General features: G+C 61.1%; 21 protein-coding genes. 15 read left to right on the top strand and 6 right to left on the bottom strand.

Features of this window, described 5'->3' with window-relative positions; all coding sequences use genetic code 11:
• Nucleotides 1-249 precede the first annotated feature (249 nt).
• The 8 genes from prmA to ACI77H_RS26675 all read left to right on the top strand — a co-directional run bounded on the left by prmA (nucleotide 250) and on the right by ACI77H_RS26675 (nucleotide 10,588).
• Entirely contained in the window at nucleotides 250-1,128 is an 879-nt protein-coding gene (gene prmA / locus ACI77H_RS26710) for a 50S ribosomal protein L11 methyltransferase (RefSeq protein ID WP_150633365.1), read from the top strand.
• Between the two features lie 30 nt (nucleotides 1,129-1,158).
• Complete coding sequence (locus tag ACI77H_RS26705; protein WP_407014687.1) at nucleotides 1,159-2,400, top strand: DUF3426 domain-containing protein; 1,242 nt, start codon at nucleotides 1,159-1,161, stop codon at nucleotides 2,398-2,400.
• Nucleotides 2,401-2,585: 185 nt separating this feature from the next.
• Nucleotides 2,586-3,596: a tRNA dihydrouridine synthase DusB gene (dusB, locus tag ACI77H_RS26700; RefSeq protein ID WP_407014685.1), complete on the top strand. Its 1,011-nt coding sequence runs from the start codon at nucleotides 2,586-2,588 to the stop codon at nucleotides 3,594-3,596.
• Entirely contained in the window at nucleotides 3,593-3,913 is a 321-nt protein-coding gene (gene fis, locus ACI77H_RS26695; RefSeq protein ID WP_007907419.1) for a DNA-binding transcriptional regulator Fis, read from the top strand. The genes dusB and fis overlap by 4 nt, the downstream gene beginning before the upstream one ends.
• Nucleotides 3,914-3,994: 81 nt before the next feature.
• Complete coding sequence (gene purH / locus ACI77H_RS26690; RefSeq protein ID WP_407014683.1) at nucleotides 3,995-5,602, top strand: bifunctional phosphoribosylaminoimidazolecarboxamide formyltransferase/IMP cyclohydrolase; 1,608 nt, start codon at nucleotides 3,995-3,997, stop codon at nucleotides 5,600-5,602.
• 152 nt (nucleotides 5,603-5,754) lie between these two features.
• On the top strand, nucleotides 5,755-7,050 hold the full coding sequence (gene purD, locus ACI77H_RS26685; RefSeq protein ID WP_407014681.1) for a phosphoribosylamine--glycine ligase: 1,296 nt from the start codon (nucleotides 5,755-5,757) through the stop codon (nucleotides 7,048-7,050).
• 99 nt (nucleotides 7,051-7,149) lie between these two features.
• Nucleotides 7,150-9,927: a response regulator gene (locus ACI77H_RS26680; RefSeq protein WP_407014680.1), complete on the top strand. Its 2,778-nt coding sequence runs from the start codon at nucleotides 7,150-7,152 to the stop codon at nucleotides 9,925-9,927.
• 64 nt (nucleotides 9,928-9,991) lie between these two features.
• Entirely contained in the window at nucleotides 9,992-10,588 is a 597-nt protein-coding gene (locus tag ACI77H_RS26675; RefSeq protein WP_007937197.1) for a MarC family protein, read from the top strand.
• Between the two features lie 54 nt (nucleotides 10,589-10,642).
• On the opposite strand, the gene ACI77H_RS26670 is transcribed toward ACI77H_RS26675, so the two are convergent.
• The 6 genes from ACI77H_RS26670 to ACI77H_RS26645 all read right to left on the bottom strand — a co-directional run bounded on the left by ACI77H_RS26670 (nucleotide 10,643) and on the right by ACI77H_RS26645 (nucleotide 17,112).
• Nucleotides 10,643-11,434 carry a hypothetical protein gene (locus tag ACI77H_RS26670; protein ID WP_407014679.1) on the bottom strand — a complete coding sequence of 264 codons (792 nt, stop codon included), beginning with the start codon at nucleotides 11,432-11,434 and terminating at the stop codon, nucleotides 10,643-10,645.
• Nucleotides 11,435-11,853: 419 nt separating this feature from the next.
• Nucleotides 11,854-13,557, bottom strand: a complete 1,704-nt coding sequence (cobJ, locus tag ACI77H_RS26665) for a precorrin-3B C(17)-methyltransferase (protein ID WP_407014678.1) — start codon at nucleotides 13,555-13,557, stop codon at nucleotides 11,854-11,856.
• Nucleotides 13,557-14,288 (bottom strand): precorrin-2 C(20)-methyltransferase, encoded by a 732-nt coding sequence (locus ACI77H_RS26660; protein WP_407014778.1) that lies wholly within the window; start codon nucleotides 14,286-14,288, stop codon nucleotides 13,557-13,559. Before ACI77H_RS26660 ends, cobJ begins: the two co-directional genes overlap by 1 nt.
• On the bottom strand, nucleotides 14,288-14,914 hold the full coding sequence (locus ACI77H_RS26655; RefSeq protein ID WP_407014677.1) for a precorrin-8X methylmutase: 627 nt from the start codon (nucleotides 14,912-14,914) through the stop codon (nucleotides 14,288-14,290). Before ACI77H_RS26655 ends, ACI77H_RS26660 begins: the two co-directional genes overlap by 1 nt.
• Nucleotides 14,907-16,214: a precorrin-3B synthase gene (cobG, locus tag ACI77H_RS26650; RefSeq protein ID WP_407014676.1), complete on the bottom strand. Its 1,308-nt coding sequence runs from the start codon at nucleotides 16,212-16,214 to the stop codon at nucleotides 14,907-14,909. Before cobG ends, ACI77H_RS26655 begins: the two co-directional genes overlap by 8 nt.
• A gap of 145 nt (nucleotides 16,215-16,359) precedes the next feature.
• Nucleotides 16,360-17,112, bottom strand: coding sequence for a hypothetical protein (locus ACI77H_RS26645; RefSeq protein WP_407014675.1), 753 nt, complete (start codon nucleotides 17,110-17,112; stop codon nucleotides 16,360-16,362).
• A gap of 168 nt (nucleotides 17,113-17,280) precedes the next feature.
• Between ACI77H_RS26645 and cbiE the strand changes: the two genes are divergently transcribed.
• The 7 genes from cbiE to ACI77H_RS26610 all read left to right on the top strand — a co-directional run bounded on the left by cbiE (nucleotide 17,281) and on the right by ACI77H_RS26610 (nucleotide 24,162).
• Nucleotides 17,281-18,492, top strand: a complete 1,212-nt coding sequence (cbiE, locus tag ACI77H_RS26640; RefSeq protein WP_407014674.1) for a precorrin-6y C5,15-methyltransferase (decarboxylating) subunit CbiE — start codon at nucleotides 17,281-17,283, stop codon at nucleotides 18,490-18,492.
• A complete protein-coding gene (locus ACI77H_RS26635) occupies nucleotides 18,485-19,582 on the top strand; it encodes a cobalt-precorrin-5B (C(1))-methyltransferase (protein WP_407014673.1) in 1,098 nt (365 codons plus the stop codon). The genes cbiE and ACI77H_RS26635 overlap by 8 nt, the downstream gene beginning before the upstream one ends.
• A complete protein-coding gene (locus ACI77H_RS26630) occupies nucleotides 19,579-20,298 on the top strand; it encodes a cobalt-precorrin-6A reductase (RefSeq protein ID WP_407014672.1) in 720 nt (239 codons plus the stop codon). Before ACI77H_RS26635 ends, ACI77H_RS26630 begins: the two co-directional genes overlap by 4 nt.
• A 161-nt stretch (nucleotides 20,299-20,459) precedes the next feature.
• Nucleotides 20,460-20,858, top strand: coding sequence for a DUF2946 domain-containing protein (locus ACI77H_RS26625; RefSeq protein WP_407014670.1), 399 nt, complete (start codon nucleotides 20,460-20,462; stop codon nucleotides 20,856-20,858).
• Between the two features lie 48 nt (nucleotides 20,859-20,906).
• A complete protein-coding gene (locus ACI77H_RS26620; RefSeq protein WP_407014668.1) occupies nucleotides 20,907-21,386 on the top strand; it encodes a copper chaperone PCu(A)C in 480 nt (159 codons plus the stop codon).
• A 21-nt stretch (nucleotides 21,387-21,407) separates the two neighbouring features.
• On the top strand, nucleotides 21,408-21,857 hold the full coding sequence (locus tag ACI77H_RS26615) for a DUF2946 domain-containing protein (protein WP_407014666.1): 450 nt from the start codon (nucleotides 21,408-21,410) through the stop codon (nucleotides 21,855-21,857).
• 187 nt (nucleotides 21,858-22,044) lie between these two features.
• Nucleotides 22,045-24,162 (top strand): TonB-dependent copper receptor, encoded by a 2,118-nt coding sequence (locus ACI77H_RS26610; RefSeq protein ID WP_407014665.1) that lies wholly within the window; start codon nucleotides 22,045-22,047, stop codon nucleotides 24,160-24,162.
• Nucleotides 24,163-24,204: the final 42 nt, after the last annotated feature.

Genomic DNA, 24,204 nt, shown 5'->3' with positions numbered 1-24,204 from the left:
CGCCTTCGGGCGGCTTTGTTGTTTCTGGGCATTTCATCAAACCTGCAACCCTTTACAGTCCCTGTGGGATCGAGCTTGCTCGCGAAGGCGTCGGCACATCCAACATCAATGCGATAGACAGTCCGCTTTCGCGAGCAAGCTCGCTCCCACAGGTACAGTGGACTCCCACAAAAGCATCGCGCTCGCGTAAACTTGCGCGCTTCTCGCAGCCCGCTAGGCTGCAATCAATATTTTTCAAAGGTGCCCGCCATGCCTTGGCTGCAAGTCCGTCTCGCCATCAGCCCAGAACAAGCCGAAACCTACGAAGACGCTTTCCTTGAAGTGGGCGCCGTATCGGTGACCTTCATGGACGCCGAAGACCAGCCGATCTTCGAGCCGGAACTCAACACCACCCCGCTGTGGTCGCACACTCACCTGCTGGCCCTGTTCGAAGGTGGCACCGAAGCCGCCACCGTACTGGCGCACCTTGAGTTGCTGACCGGCAGCCCGCTGCCCGAGCATCACAGCGAAGTCATCGAAGACCAGGACTGGGAACGCACCTGGATGGACGATTTCCAGCCAATGCGCTTCGGCCAGCGCCTGTGGATCGTGCCGAGCTGGCACGCGGCTCCTGAACCCGACGCCGTGAACATTCTGCTGGACCCGGGCCTCGCATTCGGCACCGGCACGCACCCGACCACCGCGCTGTGCCTGGAATGGCTCGACGGTCAGGACCTCAAAGACTGCAACGTGCTGGATTTCGGTTGCGGCTCGGGAATCCTGGCGATTGCAGCCCTGTTGTTGGGCGCCAAGGAAGCCGTCGGCACCGACATCGACGTGCAGGCGCTGGAAGCCTCGCGCGACAACGCCGGTCGCAACAACATCGCCGAAGCGCTGTTCCCGCTGTATCTGCCGGAAGATCTGCCGCAGGTTCAGGCCGATGTACTGGTGGCCAACATCCTCGCCGGCCCGCTGGTCTCGCTGGCACCGCAACTGTCCAGCCTGGTCAAACCGGGCGGTCGCCTGGCGCTGTCGGGCATCCTCGCCGAACAAGGTGATGAAGTGGCCGCCGCCTACGCGCAGGACTTCGATCTTGACCCGATCGCCAATCGCGATGGCTGGGTGCGCATCACTGGCCGTCGGCGCTAGAATGGGCGCCTGCATAATCCGGATCGCCGCATGACCGACAGCTTCGTCACCCAGTGCCCGCAATGCCAAACCAGCTTCCGCGTCAGCCATGCGCAATTGAGCGTGGCCCGTGGAGTGGTTCGTTGCGGCTCGTGCCTGCAGGTGTTCAACGCCGCCAAGCAATTGCTTGAGCAGGCGGGCAAGGAAGTGATCCTCCCGGCGGCTCCGGCCATCGTCGAGACAGCCGAGCCAGAACCTCGGGCCATCAGCCAGAAGCAGTGGACTGCCGCCGAACTGGACCTCGACAGCCTGGATCTGGATGAAGAGCTCGCTCGCCTGGAACAGCGGGAAATCCAGCCGACTACCGAGTTCGGCCGCCACCGCGAAGACAGCCTGAGCGCCCGTCGGGATAGCGCCGAGCACGACGAAGAGCCGTGGTCCGACAGCCTGTTCAGCGAATCGGCCGCCGATCGCGCCGAAGCGGCGGAAGCGGCGGAAGTCATCCTCACGCCAGAGCCGACGATCGAGCCGAGCAAACCTTCGCGCACCGAACCCTCGCTGTCCCTGGAGCCGGTGGAACTGGACGAAGAGACGCTGCCGCCCCAACTGCGCCTGAACGATCCGCTCGACGCCCCGCTTCATCACGAACGCCTGTCAGCGACCGACGCCAGCGACGACATCGACGACGACCTGCCGTCGATCGAGCCGCTGCGCAAGCGCCGCGAACGCAGCGAACCGGGCGTACGCGCCGAAGTCCTGCAAGACCTGACCGACGACCCGCTGCAACTCGATTGGCAAAAACGCCGTTCACCCTGGGGCCGACGGTTTTTCTGGTTGCTGTTGATCCTGCTCGGCGCTGGCGCGCTCGCGGGCCAATACATCGCCTACCATTTTGATGAACTGGCGCGTCAGGATCAGTACCGTCCGTGGTTCCAGCAGTTTTGCCCGCAAATCGGCTGCACCGTGCCGTCAAAAGTCGACATCGCGAAAATCAAGAGCAGCAACCTGGTGGTGCGCAGCCATCCGGATTTCAGCGGCGCACTGGTGGTCGACGCCATCATTTACAACCGCGCGCCCTTCTCCCAGCCGTTCCCGTTGTTGGAGCTGCGTTTTGCCGACCTCAACGGTCACCTGATCGCCAGCCGTCGCTTCAAGCCCGGCGAGTACCTCAACGGCGATCTTGAAGGCATGGCCGAAATGCCACCGCAAACACCGATCCACATCGCCCTGGATATCCTCGACCCAGGCGCCAAAGCCGTGAACTACAGCCTGAGCTTTCATTCGCCCGAGTGAAACGGTTCAGTATTGCGGGTTTGACGGCACATTTCTGACAGAGACCGCTCATACCAAACTGCTGGCGATAACAGAATAACTGTTCAGATTTTGTTCAATTCAGCCTTTATCCAGTCATCGAGAGCGGGTATCATGCCAACCCTTTTTCGAACTCTCATGATCCGGCCCCACAACAGGGAAGTCCTATGTCGGCGGTACGCATCGGTCCATATACATTGCACAACGGCTTGATTCTCGCCCCTATGGCGGGCGTCACCGACCAGCCCTTTCGTCAGCTGTGCAAGCGACTGGGCGCAGGACTTGTAGTGTCGGAAATGGTCACCAGCGACATGAGTTTGTGGAACACCCGCAAATCGCGCATGCGCATGATCCACGAAGGTGATCCCGAGCCACGCTCGGTACAGATCGCCGGTGGCGATGCGCAGATGCTGGCGGATGCGGCCCGGGCCAACGTCGAACTGGGCGCACAGATTATTGATATCAACATGGGCTGCCCGGCGAAGAAGGTCTGCAACAAGGCTGCCGGTTCTGCGCTGTTGAAGGATGAAGCACTGGTGACCGAGATCCTGCAGGCCGTGGTGGCCGCGGTTGATGTACCGGTTACCTTGAAGATCCGTACCGGCTGGGACCGGGACAACAAGAACGGCCTGACGGTGGCGAAGATCGCCGAGCAGGCAGGCATTACGGCGTTGGCGGTTCATGGCCGCACCCGTGCCGATCTGTACATCGGTGAAGCCGAGTACGACACCATCGCCGCGATCAAGCAGGCGGTGTCGATGCCGGTCTTTGCCAACGGCGACATCGATTCGCCGGAGAAGGCCCGTTACGTGCTTGACGCGACCGGTGCCGATGGATTGTTGGTTGGACGGGCTGCCCAGGGGCGGCCATGGATTTTTCGTGAGATCGATCATTTTCTGCGTACCGGCGAAAAACTCCCGGCGCTGGAACTGATCGAGGTGGAACGCATTCTGCTAGAGCATCTGGCCGCACTGCACGTCTTCTATGGCGATGTCATGGGTGTCCGGATCGCTCGGAAGCATGTGGGCTGGTATCTCGCAACCTTGCCGGGCGCCAGGGAGTTCCGCGCCCACTTCAATCGTTTGGAAGATACGGAAGCACAATGCGCCAACGTTCAGGGCTTCTTCGCCGAACGTTACAAGAGCCTGACAGGGGACGGAGACGAGGTGGCCGCATGACGATGATGACCGAGACTTTAGTGAGTGGAACAACACCCGTGAGCGACAACGTGAATTTGAAACAGCACCTCAATACGCCGAGCGAAGAAGGCCAGACCCTTCGCGGGAGTGTCGAGAAGGCGCTGCACAATTATTTCGCCCACCTTGAGGGCGCTGCCGTCACGGATGTGTACAACCTGGTGCTCTCCGAAGTCGAGGCGCCTCTGCTCGAGTGCGTGATGAACTACGTCAAGGGCAACCAGACCAAGGCCAGCGAGCTGCTCGGACTGAACCGAGGCACCCTGCGCAAAAAACTCAAGCAGTACGATTTGCTGTAAGCATTCAATCAAACCAGAAAGGCGCCCGCGTAAAAACGGTCGCCTTTTTTGCTGACTCCTTTGCTTTTGATGGAAATTGAAATGACCGACCAGACTACCCGCCTGCCGATCCGCCGCGCCTTGATCAGCGTTTCCGACAAGACCGGGATCCTCGAATTCGCCAAAGAGCTTGAAGCCCTGGGCGTCGAGATCCTCTCCACCGGCGGAACGTTCAAGCTGCTGCGTGATAACGGTGTTGCCGCAGTGGAAGTCGCGGATTACACCGGTTTCGCAGAAATGATGGACGGTCGGGTGAAAACCCTGCACCCGAAAATCCACGGCGGGATCCTCGGTCGTCGCGGTATCGACGACGCGATCATGAACGAGCACGGCATCAAGCCGATCGATCTGGTGGCGGTCAACCTGTACCCGTTCGAAGCCACCATCAACAAGCCAGGCTGCGACCTGCCGACCGCCATCGAGAACATCGACATCGGCGGCCCGACCATGGTCCGTTCCGCAGCAAAAAACCATAAAGACGTGGCCATCGTGGTGAATGCCAGCGACTACGCCAGTGTTCTCGAAGGCCTGAAGGCCGGCGGCCTGACCTACGCTCAGCGTTTCGACCTGATGCTCAAGGCCTTCGAACACACCGCTGCCTACGACGGCATGATCGCCAACTACATGGGCACGGTGAACCAGGCCGCTGAAACACTCAGCACCGAAGGTCGCAGCGAGTTCCCGCGCACCTTCAACAGCCAGTTCATCAAGGCACAGGAAATGCGCTACGGCGAGAACCCGCACCAGAGCGCGGCGTTCTACGTTGAAGCCAAGCCTGCTGAAGTCGGCATCGCCACCGCGACCCAACTGCAAGGCAAAGAGCTGTCATACAACAACGTGGCCGATACCGACGCTGCGCTGGAATGCGTGAAGAGTTTCGTCAAACCTGCCTGCGTCATCGTCAAGCACGCCAACCCGTGCGGCGTTGCCGTCAGCCCGGACGCCGAAGGCGGCATTCGTCAGGCTTACGAACTGGCCTACGCCACCGACACCGAATCCGCCTTCGGCGGCATCATCGCCTTCAACCGCGAACTGGATGCCGAGACCGCCAAGGCCATCGTCGAGCGTCAGTTCGTCGAAGTGATCATCGCCCCAAGCGTCAGCGCAGAAGCCCGCGCCATTGTGGCGGCCAAAGCCAACGTGCGCCTGCTGGTCTGCGGCGAGTGGTCGGCTGACCGCGCCGCTGCCTGGGACTACAAGCGCGTCAACGGCGGCCTGCTGGTGCAGAGCCGCGACATCGGCATGATCGGCGCCGATGACCTGAAAGTCGTGACCAAACGCGCTCCGACCGAACAGGAAATCCACGACCTGATCTTCGCCTGGAAAGTCGCCAAGTACGTCAAGTCCAACGCCATTGTCTACGCCAAGAACCGTCAGACCATCGGTGTCGGCGCGGGCCAGATGAGCCGCGTGAACTCGGCCCGTATCGCTGCGATCAAGGCTGAACATGCCGGTTTGCAGGTGGCGGGTTCGGTCATGGCATCCGACGCGTTTTTCCCGTTCCGCGACGGTCTGGACAACGCGGCCAAGGTTGGCATCACTGCGGTGATCCAGCCAGGTGGCTCGATGCGTGACAACGAAGTGATTGCTGCGGCTGACGAGGCCGGCATCGCCATGGTCTTCACCGGTATGCGCCACTTCCGTCACTGATACACGCACCCACTGTAGGAGCCGGCTTGCCGGCGATGAGGCCAGCGATACATGTTGCGTTCTTGCGACCGCCATCGCCGGCAAGCCGGCTCCTACAGTCAGCGTCCAGTGGGATGCTCTCTTAGAATTCAGCGTCATCCGAGGTTTTTGAAATGAATGTTTTGATCATTGGCAGCGGTGGCCGTGAACACGCCCTGGCCTGGAAAGTGGCTCAGGATCCGCGCGTGCAGAAAGTTTTCGTGGCTCCCGGCAATGCCGGCACCGCCATTGAAGCCAAGTGCGAAAACGTCGCTATCGATGTGCTGGCCCTTGAGCAACTCGCCGACTTCGCCGAGAAGAACGTCTCTCTGACCATCGTCGGTCCGGAAGTGCCGCTGGTTGCCGGCGTCGTCGATCTGTTCCGCGCCCGTGGCCTGGACTGCTTCGGCCCGACCGCTGGCGCCGCTCAGCTGGAAGGTTCGAAAGCCTTCACCAAAGACTTCCTGGCACGCCACAAAATCCCGACCGCCGACTACCAGAACTTCACCGAGATCGAGCCAGCGCTGGCTTATCTGCGTGAAAAAGGCGCGCCGATCGTGATCAAGGCTGATGGCCTGGCCGCCGGTAAAGGCGTGATCGTTGCCATGACGTTAGCCGAAGCCGAAGACGCCGTGCGCGACATGCTCGCGGGTAACGCGTTTGGTGACGCCGGCTCGCGTGTAGTGATCGAAGAATTCCTCGACGGCGAAGAAGCCAGCTTCATCGTCATGGTCGACGGCAAGAACGTCCTGCCGATGGCCACCAGCCAGGACCACAAACGCGTCGGCGACGGCGACACCGGCCCGAACACCGGCGGCATGGGTGCTTACTCCCCTGCCCCGGTCGTCACCAGCGAAGTGCACAAGCGTGTCATGGACCTAGTGATCTGGCCGACCGTGCGCGGCATGGCCGAGGAAGGCAATGTCTACACAGGTTTCCTGTATGCCGGCCTGATGATCGACAAGGCTGGTAACCCAAAAGTCATCGAATTCAACTGCCGTTTCGGCGACCCTGAGACCCAACCGGTTATGCTGCGTTTGCAGTCGAGCCTGGTGTTGCTGGTCGAGGCCGCCCTGGCGCAAGCGCTGGACAAGGTCGAAGCCCAATGGGATCCACGTCCGAGCGTCGGTATTGTATTGGCGGCGGGCGGCTATCCTGGCGACTACGCTAAAGGCGTTGCCATCAACGGTCTGGATGCAGCCGCCGCATTGGAAGGCAAAGTCTTCCACGCCGGTACTGCGCTCAAGGACGGTCAAGTGGTGACGGCCGGCGGTCGGGTGCTTTGCGCCACCGCCATGGGTGCCAGCGTCGATGCTGCTCAGCAGCAGGCTTACAAGCTGGCCGCGAAGATTGAATGGGACGGCTGCTTCTATCGCAAGGACATTGGCTACCGCGCCATTGCCCGTGAACGTGGCGAAAATCAGGAATAAGCGATCCATTCGGCAGGGCTTGGGATTCAGGCCCTTGCCGGACTATTCCGGCGCCGCGCATAGTTATATTCTGGCATCAACCTACGAAGGGATTTCGCCGTGCGCTGGCTCAGGATTGCCATAGGTTTCACTGTCACGCTGCTGACGCTGCTCTGCATGCTCCCGGCCCAAGCCGCGCAAGGCAGTGGTTGGGCGCTATTGCTCGACGAACAGGGCGACCTGCAGCTCAGCGACATCCGTTCCGCTCGCTTCACCAATCAATTCAGCCCCATCGAACTCGAACGCCTCACCGCAGCCGAACGCGGTGGTGCGCTATGGCTGCGCTTCAGGCTGGCACCCGGCAAGCATGAGCAATTGCTGCGGGTGTTCGCTCCTGACCTGTCGCACCTCAATCTTTATGTGCTGGACGGCGACAAGCTGATCGAGCAATTGAACACCGGCACCGAACAGCCCCAGGCAGAACGACCATTACCCAACAGCGACTTCATGTTGCCGTTGCCGCAAAGCGACAAACCCCTCGACGTTTACCTGCGCCTGGTGTCCGAACACCAGATGCGGCCTTACATCACCCTGCAATCGGCAATCATGACCGCGGCCAATCAGAGCCAGACGCTGATTTACGGTCTGTTGTTCGGTTGCATCGGGATGCTGATTCTGCACAATCTGATCCGTTACGCCTACACCCGGTCGCGCAGCAGCCTGTGGCTGGCGGGTTGTGAAGCGTTGTTGATGCTCAGCCTGGCGTTGCTGCTGAACCTCGCGGGCCCATGGTTGCCGGACTGGCATGCGCTGCAAACACCCGGCGCTTACCTCGCCCTGCTGCTGACCGCGCCGTGCGGGCTGATGTTCGCCTACCGATTCTTCGCCCCGCTCGGCCCGCACCCGCTGAACAAGCTGCTGCTGGGCGACATTCTGTTCATTGTGGCCTGCGGCCTGCTGCTGCTGTTCGTCAACACGCTGCCGCTGAACATCATCACCTACGCATTGGTCGCCCTCGCGGGCCTGACGATGTTGTTCGTCAGCGCCTGGCACTGGCAACAAGGCTATCGCCCGGCCCGACTGTTCGTCGCCGCCATGGTGGTGTTCAACGTCGGCACGCTGATTATCCTGCCGGCGCTGCTCGGCCTCACGCTGGTAGAACCGCAAGGCCTGATCATTGCCCTGCTGGTGTTCATTTGTATCAGCGGCCTGTTGATGAGCATTGCCCTGAGCGAACGCCAGCGCAGCATCACCGAAGACCGTTTCAGCGTCAGCCGCGATCTGGCCGCCAGCAACGCCGAGATCAATGCCAAGGCCGAGTTCCTGGCGAAGATCAGTCATGAAATCCGTACCCCGATGAATGGCGTGCTGGGCATGACCGAGCTGTTGCTGGGCACGCCACTCTCGGTCAAGCAGCGCGACTATGTGCAGACCATTCACAGCGCCGGCAACGAACTGCTGACCCTGATCAACGAGATTCTCGACATCTCCAAGCTCGAGTCCGGGCAGATCGAACTCGACGATGTGCAGTTCGATCTCAATGCGCTGATCGAAGACTGCCTGAGTATCTTCCGCGCCAAGGCCGAACAGCAGAACGTCGAGCTGATCAGCTTTATCCAGCCGCAAGTACCGCGGGTCATCAGCGGTGACCCGACGCGCCTGCGCCAGACGCTGCTGAGCCTGCTGGAAAACGCCCTGAAGAAAACCGACGAAGGCGAAATCCTGATCGTCGTCGCCCTCGACGAGCGCACGGCCAAACCGCGTTTGCGCATTGCCGTACAAGACAGCGGCGAGCCGATGGACGCCGAAGAGCGTGACGCGCTGATGCACGCCGAACTGCACAGCAAGAACTTCCTTTCGACCACCCGCCTGGGCGGCAACCTCGGGCTGGTGATCGCCCGTCAGTTGATCCGTCTGATGCAAGGGGAATTCGGCATCAAGAGCGGCACCAGCCAGGGCAGCACCTTATGGCTGACCTTGCCGCTGGACCCCGACCGCCTCGAACACCCGACGTCCGACCTCGATGGCCCGCTGCAAGGCGCACGGGTGTTGGTGGTGGACGACAACGACACCTGCCGCAAAGTACTGGTGCAACAGTGCAGCGCCTGGGGCCTGAATGTCAGTGCAGTCTCGTCCGGCAAGGAAGCCCTGGCACTGCTGCGCACAAAGGCTCACCTGCGCGACTACTTCGACGTGGTCCTGCTGGACCAGAACATGCCCGGCATGACCGGCATGCAACTGGCGGCCAAGATCAAGGAAGACCCGAGCCTGAACCACGACATCCTGCTGATCATGCTCACGGGCATCAGCAATGCGCCGAGCAAGATCATCGCGCGCAACTCCGGGATCAAACGCATCCTCGCCAAACCGGTGGCCGGCTACACCCTCAAGACCACCCTGGCGGATGAACTGAATCAACGCAACAAGGGCCTCGCGGTGTCGCAGTTTCCAGCCACCGGCCCGACTCTGCCGGTCAAGGTCCCGAGTGATTTCCGCATCCTGGTGGCCGAAGACAACAGCATCTCGACCAAGGTGATTCGCGGCATGCTGGGCAAACTCAACCTGCATCCGGACACCGCCAGCAATGGCGAAGAAGCCTTGCAGGCAATGAAAGCCCAACGTTACGACCTGGTGCTGATGGATTGCGAAATGCCGATCCTCGACGGTTTCTCGGCCACCCAGCAACTGCGTGCCTGGGAAGTCAGCAACCAGCGGGTCCGCACTCCCGTGGTCGCGTTGACCGCACACATCCTCGCCGAGCATAAAGAGCGTGCCCGCCAGGCGGGCATGGACGGCCACATGGCCAAACCGGTCGAGCTGTCGCAGTTGCGCGAGCTGATCGAACATTGGGTTGCCCAGCGCGATCAGCAGCAACGGACGGCGACGCAACCGTCCTGAGCCGACAGACCCTGCAACGCCTGATAGACTCCCCCACGACTTCTCTCGCCAGTGAGCCTGCACCATGCTCCACGTGTTGTTCAGCGTTTACCTGAAGATGCTGGTGCTCTACAGCCCGTTCTTCGTATTGTCCTGCTTCATCAGCCTGACCCGCGGTTATTCGCGCAAGGAACAACGACGGCTGGCCTGGAAAGTGGCGACGGCCACACTGGTTTCCAGTGTCTTGCTGTACTTGTTCGGACGGGTCATTTTCAGTGTTTTCGGCATCACCGTGGACGCGTTCCGCATCGGTGCCGGCAGCGTACTGTTCATCTCGGCACTGGGCATGGCCCAGGGCAAATCGGCGGTCCAGACCGATAACGTGCAGCAGGACGTCACCATCGTCCCGCTGACCATTCCGCTGACCGTCGGCCCCGGCACCATCGGCGCCTTGCTGGTGATGGGTGTGAGCCAGCCCCACTGGGATGACAAGCTCACCGCCATCCTCAGCATTGCCCTGGCCAGCTTTACCGTCGGCGTGGTGCTTTACCTGTCGAACCGCATCGAGCGCATTCTCGGCGACCAGGGTTTGCAGATTGTCAGCCGGTTAATGGGGTTGTTCGTGTGTGCGCTGGCAGCCCAGATTATTTTCACGGGCGTAAAAGGGTATCTGGTGCCTTAGTGCCAACCCGTTGCTGAAAGCCAGAGGCTTACTGGCCCTGGCGGCCGGGTTACATTAAACCGGGGCAAACTCCATGAAAACGGCCTCTCTGAGATCATCAAGGTACTTGATGCATTCAGCCTCTTTCCTCAAGTCTTCCTCGTGAATGGTAAAGTGCGCCTTACCTTGAAAAATCGGAAGCTCAGAACTATCCCACTCCACAAAAAGAATTTTTGCATTATTGTCCAATGAGTCGTAACGGACCGTCGCCACGGCCATTGTTACTTCAGCTTCTTCGTCTTGCTTGCAAACGGACACGCCAAAGTTGCCACCACTGGCCTCAGTAGCATGACGCTCAAAAAGTTTGACGGCCTCAGGTTGTTTCTTCAGCGCATCCATGGTTTTGTCCGCAACAACTTTCAGCGCATTCGCGGCTGTGCCCGCCAGGCCACCCGCCACAGAATGAACAATATCCAGCGCTACATTATCCAGCGTCAACTTGGCAGAGGTGGATTTGTACTGGGTAAAGGCACTGTGGTATTCGGTCCAGCCCGTGGCAAACATCAGCTTTTTAAAGCACTCGTATCGGGCAAGTTTTTCGTCTTTACCAGGAAACAGCACTTTTGAAGCGATATCGGCGTACGCGTACGTGTTTTTTACGATGCGCTTGTTACGCCTCGACATCCCGTCCAGGAAGCCAACCACGCCGCTGCCCATGATCGCGGCATTCATTTCATCCCGATCAAACGGCAACTTTACTGCAGAGCGCGCCTGGATCTTCGGGCCGGAAAGCTCAAGCTTGGCCCGACACTGTTCAAGACATTGATCGAAATAAAGACAGGCGTCTGCTTCATTCACTTTATTCATTTTGTTAAACCTTAAATTTAAATGTATAGAAAAGCCGAAATGGCTCTATCAAAAAAACTATCGCACTCACCGAATAGATTCAACCGCGCCAGACTTTATAAAAACCCAACAAAATCCAGACAAGTACTTAGATGTAACAACTCACTATCAATTACAACAAAACAACAAGATTTAAATAAAATGGAAAACCCCAACAAACCCGCACACTCCTGCACGAACCAAAAGAAAAACCAAAACCAAACTTACACGAACAGGTAAATAATCCGACTCACCAATAGAGTTCGAAAGTAAATTCTCCCTGCTCATGCAGGAATTAACCTACATCCTCTAGCGAATGTTTTTTACGGCACCGCAAAGAAAAAGCCACGGCAAATCGAGTAACAACTCGGCCGTGGCTTTTTTGAGCGAAGCGCAGCACTTCAGGTGGCAGGCTTTTCTCCGTACCAACGCGGCGTGTACACCCAGTCACCGCCCTCCATACGCGCAAACACGCAGGTCGTAGACGAACCCACCAGGACCATGGTGCGCATATCTACCTGATCCGGAGTCAACTGACCGAGTGTCGTCACTCGCAGCGTCTGTCCCGGGCGACCGATGTCACGGCCCAAAACCACCGGCGTCTGCGGGGTGCGATATCGCGCGACGATCTCCAGCGCCCGGCCCAGTTGCCATGGCCGGGACCGTGAAATCGGGTTGTAGAAAGCCAGGGCAAGGTCAGCCTGTGATGCAAGGTCCAGACGCTTCTCGATGATTTCCCAAGGCTTGAGGTTGTCCGACAGCGACAGCACACAGAAGTCATGCCCCAGCGGCGCACCCGCCTGAGCAGCGGTCGCCAGAGACGCAGAAACCCCTGGCAGAATCTCCAGATCGACGTTGTGCCACGCCGGATCGTTGGACTCGTGAAGTGCTTCCAGCACCGCAGCCGCCATGGCGAACACTCCCGGATCACCGGAAGAAACCACCACCACCGAACGCCCTTGCGCCGCCAGTTCGAAGGCGTGACGCGCGCGCTGCATCTCTTCGCGGTTGTCGGTGCAATGCATGACTTGATCAGCACGGAACGGGCCAGCCATGCGCACATAGGTTTCATAACCGAGCACATCGTTGGCACGCGCCAGTTCGGCCTTGACCGCCGGCACCATCAGGTCGGCAGCGCCAGGGCCAAGACCGATCACTGCCAGGCGACCGCGAGGACGACCGATCGACAATGGGTGCAGAGGTTGCTCGGCCACCGCGATGGCAAGGGTGTCATCGCCGAAGATCTTCACCGACTGACCGAGGGCGTTGCGCACCAGCTCACTGACTGCGCCGACATCGTTGCCAAACCGCAGCGGCACACCCAGCTCAAGCGCCGCTTCACGCAGCGCCGCACTCGACATGTCGCTATCGGCGGCCAGCAGGCAAGCCACCGATTGCACGGCGATTTTTGCCTGATGCAACGCTTCGCGAACCGCAGCTGGCAGATCGGCCACGCCGGCACTGACGGCCACCAACACGTTGCGCGGATAGATCAACAGCTCGTTGGCCGCCGGCGAACGCTCGACATGACCGATGTGAACGGCCAGCCGCGCCTGTGGGTCCTCGGGCAACTGCGCCTGCGCCAACCACGGTGCCGCGCCTTCGATTCGCACCGTTTCACCGGCCAGCAAATCGGAAACGAAGCGCTTGCCCAATTCCAGATCGCCCAGGGCATAACCGCTGGGTGGATTGAGCAGGCAGGTGCCGAAGCGCAATTCACCGCTGGTGGTGATCGCCGCCGCCACGTCCAGCGCAGCCGCCATTTCTCGCGCCATGACGTTCACGCCGCCCAGGCCACCCAGCAGCGGCACCACCGCGCTGCCGTCTTCAGCAACGGCCAGCACCGGCGGCTCGGCCCCCTTTTCCAGCAGCAGCGGCGCCAGGGTACGAATCACGATGCCAGCGGCGCACAGGGCAATGATCGGTGTGTTCTGTTGATAGAGCTCGCGCAGGGTGGTGCCGAACTCGTGATAGACACGGTCCGCGCCCTCGACCCGCTCGGCCAGGCCGTGGATCAAGGCGCCCGGGTACACCTGCTGAATTGTGCGCGCGGTCGCGAGGCTGCCATTACCGAGAATGACAATCGCCGGAACTGGACGAGTCATCAGCCTTGCCACCTTTCACCTGGAACGATGATCAGCGAGAAGTACGGCGAGGACATCGGCTCGACCTGATCCAGCGGCACAATCTTCTGATTGGCCATGGTCGCGCGCTCGACGTACAGGGCACGTTCGGCCAACCCGAGTTCTTCCAGCACCTGACGGACTTTGGGAAAGTTACGCCCCAGCTTCATGATCACCGCCGCATCCGCGTCGGCGAGACGACGCTTGAGATCATCGGGCGGCAACACGCCGGACAGCACCGACAGGCTCTGATTGCGATACACCAACGGCGCGCCAAGTACCGAAGCGCCGCCAAGCATCGAACAGACACCCGGCACGACTTCAGCCTCATAACGCTCGGACAGGCGATCGTGCAGGTACATGTAGGAGCCGTAGAAGAACGGGTCGCCTTCGCAGATCACCGCCACGTCTCGGCCCGCATCCAGGTGCGCGGCGAGTTCTTCGCCGGCCGCGTCGTAGAAATCGCTGATCACCTGTTCATAGGACAGCGGGGCCGGCAAGGCTTCGGTGGTCACCGGATACACCAGCGGCAGCAGGGTTTGAGCGTCCTGCAAATGTGCTTCGATGATGCCGAAGGCGTTACCCTTTTTGCCCTTGGCGACGAAGTACGCCACCACTGGTGATTCGCGCAGCAGGCGCAGGGCCTTGACGGTAATCAGTTCAGGATCACCGGGGCCGACGCCGAGGCCGATCAAACGTCCAGGTTGCTGCATCATTCGATCTCCGTGGCGAGGGCATTGACGGCGGCGGCGGCCATGGCGCTACCGCCCAGCCTTCCTTGCATGATGACGAACGGCACGCCGCGACTGTCAGCGGCGAGTGCAGCCTTGGATTCGGCGGCGCCGACGAAGCCCACCGGGAAACCCAGAATCAGCGCCGGTTTCGGTGCGCCGGCGTCGAGCATTTCCAGCAGATAAAACAGTGCGGTCGGCGCGTTGCCGATCACCACCACACTGCCTTCCAAATGCGGGCGCCACAGTTCCAGTGCTGCGGCGGACCGGGTGTTGCCCAATTCACGGGCCAGCTCCGGAACGCTTTCATCGCGCAGGGTGCAGATGACCTGATTGTTCGCGGGCAAACGCGTGCGGGTTACGCCTTCGGACACCATCCGTGCATCACACAGGATCGGCGCACCGGCGGCCAGTGCCTCGCGCCCGGCCTTGCCCGCGCCTTCGGAAAATTGCAGACCATCAATCGCATCGACCATGCCGCAGGCGTGTATCACCCGCACCGCGAGTTTTTCCAGGTCGGCCGGGATTCGTTCGAGGTTGGCCTCGGCGCGAATGATCGCGAAGGAATTGCGATAGATCTCCTGACCGTCGCGGATGTAATCAAGCATCAAGGGGGCTCCGTGAGCGGACGTCGAGCAAGGCTGCGACCGCTTCAATAGTAAGGTTGCGTGCGTGCAGGGCGCCGAATCCCGGCTGCCCTGCTTCGCGAAAATAGAGGTCGTAATGACCGGGGGTGACGGCCAATAAAGTGACTGGCGCGCTATGCGCGGCGGCACAGGAACGCGCACAACCGCTCAGATGCACATTCAGCACCTGGCCATGACGCTGCAGCAGCGCGGCCAGTTGCAGGGCGTCGCCCTTGGTGTCGGCCAGGCCTTTGCCGCAGCCAGTGGAACCGGTGCAGGCAATCAACCGCGCCAAGGGCTGATCGGCGTCGCCCAGCAGGCCCAACTGATGCAGGCGGCGGATGACTTCATCGGCGTTGTCGTGGCGAATGTTCGGCAACAGCAGGCTTTGCCATGGCGTAAACCGCAGCGTTGCATCGCCGTATTCCTGCGCCAGACGAGCGGCGCCCCGAAGCATGGCGCTATCGAGACGTCCCAGCGGCGGCACGGCGCCGACATAGACATACCCGGCTTGCGCCTGCGGATGGGCGCCAATGTGCAGAACCTCGTCATTGACTGAACGTTGCCAGGTGCCAACGGGTTGAAAGCGCAGCCGCTCAGCGAGGCGAACGAGAAATTCGGCAGGAGCGACGTCGACCAGCAAATGACGCATTCGCGTGTGTTCAGGCCCCGCCAGTTCCAGGAACAGCTCAAGCACGGCGACCACCAACGCGTGGCCATTTTCCAGTGGAACACGACCGGCCGGTTGATCGGTGGGACATCCCGCCAGACCGAAAGCCAGCCAGCGCTCGCCCTCTCGCTCGACCGCAGACAGCCAAAGATCATGGGGATGTTCGAGCATCGCCAGGCGTTCGCCGCCATCCAGTTGCACGGCGAATTTGGCGCTGAGAGTGTGAAAGCGCTCTTGCCCTTGCAGGGTGGCGAGAATCTGTCCGGCCAAATCTCGCGTGTCGAACAGCATCTGCCGATCGATGCCCGCACTCGGGCTCACCATCAGATTACGCACGTCGTCGCCCGCCGCATGCGAAGGGCCAAGGCCTGCGGCGAGCAGACTTTCGATCAACGCGGCCTGCTCATGTTTGATGCCGCGAATCTGCAGGTTGGCCCGGTTAGTGGCCTCGATCACTGAACCGGCATACCGCTGCGCACCCTCGGCAATGGCGTTGGCCTGCTCGGAACTGAGGGTGCCGCCGGCGAGTTTTATCCGGCAGATACCGCCATCTCTGGCCTGGACGATACGCAGCAACCCCGGACAGGCCGAGGGGCGTATAGCGCGGGACATAGGGAGTTCGTTCAAAGGCATGACCGGATCTGAAGTGGGAGCGCCCCCCGTCGGAGGCGAGCGGTATTATGCCTGCTTTGCCGCGCGGCATCATAAGACCGCGTGTCGCAAATGCTCCGACCTTGCATCCATCAGCTGGCCACCCTCACAGGCGCTCTGAATAGAACTCGAATATGGCGTCAGCGATTCGGTCGAGTCGGTCCTTCAACTGCGGGCGGATCTCTTCGAAGCGTGCTTTGTTCAGGGTGAAAGGAGCGGCTCGATGCGTGAGCGTCACGCTGCCTTCCTTCCAGTCCCAAAACAGAAAATCCTCCCGCTGTGCCAGCGCTCTGAGCGAAAAGTCATTCAGGTCCAGTGATAACTTCCCTTGTTTGTCGTATTCGGCGGGCGCAATGGAAAACTCCCTGCCACGCCGACTTTCGGTGGCCAATGACCAAAGCGCCGACGAATTAGCCAATAGCGATTCAAACATGTCTTTTGTAACTATCGCCATCTGACTATTCACAGCGGCCATTCTATTGAAATAAACCTGACTGACTTTGCCAGCGAAGTTACTGTAACTTTTCTCGACAAGCCTGCGCTCGTCAATGTCCCAGCCCAGATCCCATAACACCACGGCAAACAAGGAAAACCAGCCCTGAGGATCTGTTTCCCGACTGCGCTCCTGACTCGCATACCACTGCGCATAGCGCACGCTCGAGTTGACGTCGCGCTTGTCCTGACGCGACACGCCCCTGGCCGTGCTGACCAGGTTGCCGCCCAATAGCGACCCGGCCGCGCCATGCTGATCCGGCGGGGCATAACGCCGAGAGAACTTTGTTTGCCGTGGCGCGAAGTCCCGGTTAAAAGCATCACAATAAGCCGTCAAGTCCAGGTTCGCGGAGTTATCAATAACCATAGTCAATTCCTTTTAAACCATTATCAGAGCAACCAAAGAAGATTCAGGCTATATAACTTCCCCGTCGCCAACCACAGACTAAGCAAACCAACTTAAAACATTCTATTACTCGCATTCACTGCCGACGCGTATCATGTGCCGCTTTATGCAGATCAATAGAGATTACACATGGCACGCTGGCTGACCGTGACAGGCATTGGTGAGGATGGCTTCAAAGGTCTGGGCAGGAACGCCCGGCATGCGTTGCTGGCTGCATCGAAGATCTTCGGCAGTCAGCGGCAACTGGACCTGCTGCCGCCGTGCATTCGCGGCGAACGCCAACTGTGGCCGAGTCCATTCTCGGTTGATCCGGTGTTGGCCTTGCGGGGTGAGCCGGTGTGCGTGCTGGCCAGCGGTGATCCGATGTTCTTCGGGGTCGGCGCCAGCCTCGCCCGGCAATTGCCCAGCGCTGAAATGTTGATTCTGCCGGCGCCCTCTTCCTGCTCGCTGGCCGCTGCGCGAATGGGCTGGCCGTTGCAGGAGGTGGTCACACTGTCGGTGGTCGCGCGCCCGGTCGCGGCGCTTAACGCGCAGTTATACAGCGGTGTGCGCTTGCTGGTGCTCAGCAACGATGGACAAAGCCCCGCCGCAATTGCGGCGTTGTTGCGCGAGCGCGGCTTCGGGCCGAGTCGCCTGAGCGTGCTGGAACATGTGGGCGGCGAGGCCGAGCGACGCATCGACGCTGTCGCCAACGACTGGGCCGATCCGGCGATCGCCGACCTCAACCTGATCGCCATCGAGTGCATCGCTGAACCCGATACGCCACGCCTTTCGCGACTGGCTGGCCTGCCGGATTCAGCCTTCAGGCACGACGGTCAATTGACCAAGCGTGATGTGCGCGCAATCACTCTCGCGCGCCTGGCCCCGGTTCCCGGTGAACTGTTATGGGACGTCGGCGCCGGCAGCGGCTCGATCGGCATCGAGTGGATGCGCGCCCATCCAAGTTGTCGGGCGCTGGCGGTCGAGGCCGATGAAGGTCGGCAACTGTTGATCGAGCACAACCGCGACGCGCTCGGCGTGCCCGGCCTGCAACTGGTTCGCGGCAGTGCGCCGCAAGCCCTCGCCGGACTGGAACGCCCGGACGCGATCTTCATCGGTGGCGGCGTCACCCGCGAAGGCGTGCTGGACGCCTGCTGGGCCCGGCTCAAACCCGGTGGCCGACTGATTGCCAACGCGGTCACGCTGCAAAGTGAAATGACCCTGATGGCCTGGCGCGAGCAACACGGCGGCGAGCTGACGCGTATTCATATCGCCCAGGCGCAACCCCTGGGCGACTTTGATACCTGGCGCCAGGCCTTGCCGATTACCCTGCTGGACGTGGTCAAACCTTTCGATGCGTGACGAAACCGCCGAACAACCCGCACCGCTGCGCAGCGGCCTGACCACCGGCAGTTGCGCCACCGCCACCAGCCTGGCGGCCGCTCGCTTGCTGCTCGGCGGCGAGCGCGCGGACGCGGTGGAGATCGTCCTGCCCAAAGGGAAGCAGGTGCAGATGCGTCTGGAGTTCTGTCGACTCCTGGATGACGGCGCCGAAGCCGGCACGATCAAGGATGCCGGCGACGATCCAGACGTGACCCACGGCGCGCTGCTGTTTTCCCAAGTGCGATTGAACGCCGAACCGGGCATTCGTTTCAGTGCCGGTCGGGGGGTGGGAACGGTCACCCGACCAGGACTGGTGCTGGGTGTCGGCGAACCGGCGATCAACCCGGTCCCGCGCAAGATGATCACCGACCATTTGACCCTGCTCGCGGAGGAATACGGCTATCCCGGCGGCTTCGAGGTCACGGTCAACGTCGAGGGCGGCGAGGCGCTGGCGTTGAAAACCATGAACCCGCGGCTGGGCATTCTCGGTGGTCTGTCGATTCTCGGCACCAGCGGCATCGTCCGGCCGTTTTCCTGCGCGGCTTACATTGCCTCGATCCATCAGGGCATCGACGTGGCGAAAACCAACGGCTACCTGCACATCGCCGCGTGCACCGGCAACGCCAGCGAAGACACCATGCGCCGGGTCTACGACCTGCCGGAAATCGCCCTGATTGAAATGGGCGACTTTGTCGGTGCGGTGCTCAAGCACCTGCGCAAAGTGCCGGTGGCTAAACTCAGCATTTGTGGTGGTTTCGGCAAGATCAGCAAACTGGCGGCCGGGCACATGGATCTGCACAGTCGCCATTCGAGCATCGACCTGCCGCAACTGGCCGAATGGGCGGCAGCGGTCGGCGCCGATCAAGCGTTGCAGCAAGCGATCCGCGAAGCCAACACCAGTCAGCAAGCATTGGCGATGGCCAGCGCGGCCGGCATTGCGCTTGGCGATGCGGTGTGTGGACACGCGCTGGCGTTTGCCCGCAGCGTGGTGCCGGCGCAGGTTCAGGTTGAAGTGTTTGCCATCGATCGCCAGGGCGGGATCGTCGGCCATGCGGGGGCATTTCAATGAAGCGTATTTTGCTGCTCGGCGGCGTCACAGAAGCGCTGGCCATCGCCCGCACGCTGGGGCCGGAACACATCTATAGCCTGGCCGGCGTCGGTCGCGTGCCGACCGATCTGACCTGTCGGGTCCGTGTCGGTGGCTATGGCGGCGCGGACGGCCTGGCGCAGTTCATCCGTGACGAAGGGATCGATCTGCTGCTGGACGCGACGCACCCCTACGCGGCGCAAATCAGCCAGAACGCCGCGACCGCCGCGCAGGTCTCCGGCGTTCCTTGTTGGGCACTGCGCCGCCCCGCCTGGCAACCGCAAGCCGGGGATGACTGGCGCGAAGTCAGCGACTGGGCAGAGTTGATCGAAGCCCTCAAACCGTTCCGCCGACCGCTGTTCACCCTCGGCCGCGAACCTTTGCAACATCTGCATGAAATCCCCCCGCAGCAATTCTGGACGCTGCGCGCCCTGGACGTTTATCCGGGCAACGAGCGCTGTGAAGTGATCGGCGCACGGGGGCCGTTTCTGATCGCAGATGAACGTGAGTTGTTTGAACGGCGGCAGATTGATGTGCTGATCAGCAAAAACAGCGGCAGCACTGCCACCGAGCCGAAACTGGACGTAGCGCGGGAGCGGGGGGTGCCAGTGCTGGTGTTGAAGCGGCCGGTGTTGGCGAGGGTGGATCGGGAGTTTGGGTCGGTGGGTGAAGTCCTGGCCGCACTGACGGACGCCTAAGTATTTGTGGCGAGCCACAACTCCTCCCGGCATTTCAAACGGGAGCCGCTACACTCCTTTGTTATGCGCTGCGACACCAAACCGCAGGCCACGTTTTTACTTATCGGCACTGATCAGGCTAAATAGCCGCGCCTGATCTCCCACCCAACCGGATCTGTCCCATGTCCCGACAACGGCTCGCAATTGCCTGGATAGCCTGCTTCGCAGTGCTGTTCAACATGCTCGCCATGCCGATGACCGGAGCGATGGCGCAGACGGCGACATCGCCGGCCGAACAGGTGTTGTGGGGGAGTTTCTGTTCGTCCACCGGCACAAAAATGGTGGCGATTTCCCTGGGGACGCTTGAGCAGAAAGCGCCGCAGAACGACGATCATTCCAGCATGCAGCATTGCTGGTGCTGCTCCGGTTCCGCGCCACTGGTGGCGTTGCCCGGGCACGTGCCGCCGTTGTATTTCGCGCGTTTCGAGGCCCAACGAAGCCTGCCCGCACCTGCTCTCGACACTCCCACTCCGCGCCAGCAATGGCCGAATCTCAACCCCCGCGCCTCCCCTCTGGTGTGATTCCTTTTCGCAATTGACCTGCGTTTTGAATCGTTCTGGAGAACTGCCATGTTGAACAAACTCATCGTTCTGGCTGCGTTGCTGCTGCCTGCCTGCTTTGCCAATGCCCATGAATACAAGGCCGGCGAATTGGAAATCGCGCATCCGTGGTCGCAGGAATTACCACCGAATGCGCCGACCGTCGCGGCTTACTTTGTGATTCAAAACCACGGTAAAGCCGCTGACAAACTGCTCAGCGTCGACTCGCCGATTGCAGGCATCGCCCAGTTGCACGAGCACGTGATGCAGAACGATCTGATGAAAATGCAGCAGGTGCCGACCGTCGAAATCCCGGCGGGTGGCGGCGTCACGTTTGCCCCGATGGCGTATCACGTGATGCTGCTGGAACTGAAAGACCGCAGTCTGCTGAGCGACGGCAAGCGGTTCCCGCTGACGATGCATTTCGAGAAATCCGGTGATGTGACTGTCGAGGTCACGGTGCAGAAAAAAGCGCCGGACGGCGCGCAAGAACACGCACACAATCCGTAAGCGCCAGAGCTGAATACGCCCATGCGCCCGCTTAGCGCCAGGTCATCCGCTCCCCGTCGTCAGCCCTTGAGCCTGACCCGCGGCAGCTGGATCAGCCTGTTCGCCATGTTGATGATCTTCATCGGCCCGCTGATTTCTCAGTCGATGCCGATGGATCAGCGCGCCTCTTCAATGTCCATGAACATGTCGATGGACATGAGCATGGACATGTCAGCGATGGCGCACGGCGAGCACGATGCAACGCCCGCCGCCGAGCACTGCCCGCCCAAAACCTCCCATCACGCCATCTGGGAAAAATGCGGCTATTGCAGCCTGCTGTTCAACTGCCCGGCGCTGACGGGCGGCCAGTCTTTCGTTGCATTCGACGCGCCCAAAACCAGCACCTTCGCCACACCCGCCACCCGCCTGGGCCACGCCTGGCAAACCTTCTTCCCCGGCGCCCGCACCCGCGCGCCGCCCATCGTCACGTAAACACCCCCCAAATCTCACACGGTTAGAAGACAGCCAGGCAACCCGTGGGAGCGGGCTTGCTCGCGAAAGCGCCGGGGCATTCAACATTGATGTTGGCGGCCCCGGCCAAATCGCGAGCAGGCTCGGTTCCACAGAGATTGCCCAGGCTGGCGGCCGTGTCGTTTACGACTGTTCGATGGAAATTGTCATGTCCAGGTTTTCTGCTGACACACGCTTGAGCGCCGCCCGAGCTTCTTTTGCCCTGAACGAAACGCGCTTTCGTTTCAGGCACACCGCCGCCGTACTTTGCGGCGCACTGCTGACACCGATGGTGCTGGCCGATGATCACGCCGGCCACAGTGAAGAGCTGAGCCCGACGGTGATCACCGCCATCGCACCGAGTTCGCCGCTGACCATCGTCACCAACCCTAAAGACCCGCGCCAACCCGTGCCGGCCAGCGACGGTGGTGACTACCTGAAGACCATCCCCGGCTTCGCCCTGGTGCGCAATGGCGGCACCAACGGTGACCCGGTACTGCGCGGCATGTTCGGCTCGCGCCTGAACATCCTCACCAACGGCGGCCAGATGCTCGGCGCCTGCCCCGGCCGGATGGACGCGCCAACCTCCTACATCTCGCCGGAAACCTACGACAAACTCACCGTCATCAAAGGCCCGCAAACCGTGCTCTGGGGACCGGGCGCGTCCGCCGGCACCATCCTGTTCGACCGCGAGCCGGAAAGCTTCGGCGAACTCGATACCCGAGTGAATGCCAGCGTACTGGCCGGCTCCAACGGTCGCTTCGACAAAGTGGTGGATGCTGCCGCCGGCGGCCCGTTGGGTTACCTGCGAGTGATCGGCAACACCGCGCACTCCGACGACTACCGTGACGGCAACAACGACACCGTGGCCTCGCGTTACGACAAGTGGAACGGCGACGTGGCACTCGGCTGGACCCCGGACGCCGATACCCTGCTGGAGCTGACCGCCGGCAAGGGCGATGGCGAAGCACGATACGCCGGACGCGGCATGGACGGCTCACAGTTCAAGCGTGAAAGCCTCGGCCTGCGCTTCGAGAAATCCAGCATCGGTGACGTGCTGGACAAGGTCGAAGCGCAGATCTACTACAACTACGCCGACCACGTGATGGACAACTACACCCTGCGCACGCCGTCCGGCACCGGGATGATGGCCGGCCCGATGGCCTCCAGTGTCGATCGCCGAACCCTAGGCGCACGGATCAAGGCCACCTGGCGCTGGGCCGATGTGCAATTGATCAGCGGCATCGACGCGCAGACCAACGAACACCGCAAGCGCAGCGCCATGGGCATCGACACCTACAAGGATCTGCCGCGCGACAAGGACGCCGACTTCCACAACTACGGCGTGTTCAGCGAACTGACCTGGTACGCCGCCGATCGTGATCGCTTGATCACCGGTGCGCGACTGGACCGTGCCTCGGCCAAGGATTTTCGCCAGACCACTGGCTCGGGGATGATGACCCGGCGCAACCCGACCGCCGACGACACCCGCGCCGACACCTTGCCCAGCGGTTTCGTCCGCTACGAACACGACCTCACCGACAGCCCGACCACGCTGTACGCCGGTCTCGGCCACACCCAGCGTTTCCCGGATTACTGGGAGCTGTTTTCGCCCAACTCGGGACCTGCCGGTTCGGTCAACGCCTTCGATTCGATCAAGCCCGAAAAAACCACCCAGCTCGACTTCGGCCTGCAATACAAGACCGAAGACCTCGAAGCCTGGGCCTCGGGTTACGTCGGACAGGTGCGCGATTACATCCTGTTCAATTACAGGCCAGGAATGATGGGCATGACTTCGCAAGCCGAGAACATCGACGCGCGGATCATGGGCGGTGAACTGGGGGCGGCCTACAAGCTGACGTCGAACTGGAAGGCCGACGCAACCCTGGCCTACGCCTGGGGCAAGAACAGCAGCGACGGCAAGGCATTGCCGCAAATGCCGCCGCTGGACGCGCGATTCGGCCTGACCTACAGCGAAGACAACTGGAGCGCCGGCGCCTTGTGGCGAGTGGTCGCGGCGCAAAACCGCATTGACCAGAACAAGGGCAACGTGGTCGGCAAGGACTTCGACAAGACCTCGGGATTCGGTGTGTTCTCGCTCAACGGTGCCTATCGGATCAACCAGAACTGGAAGGTCAGCAGCGGCGTCGACAACCTGTTCGGCAAGGCGTACGCCGAGCATTTGAACCTGGCCGGCAACGCTGGTTTTGGCTACCCGGCCAATGACCCGCAGGCCATCAAAGAACCGGGGCGAACGCTCTGGACCAAGGTGGACATGAGTTTCTAAAAACGCCGCGAGCAGGCTCGCCCCCACATGGACAGTGTTGAA

The sequence above is a fragment of the Pseudomonas sp. O230 genome (assembly GCF_045447035.1).
Lineage (GTDB): Bacteria > Pseudomonadota > Gammaproteobacteria > Pseudomonadales > Pseudomonadaceae > Aquipseudomonas.
The sequence above is the reverse complement of the archived record's forward strand: the minus strand, read 5'-3'. Positions and strand labels throughout refer to the sequence as shown.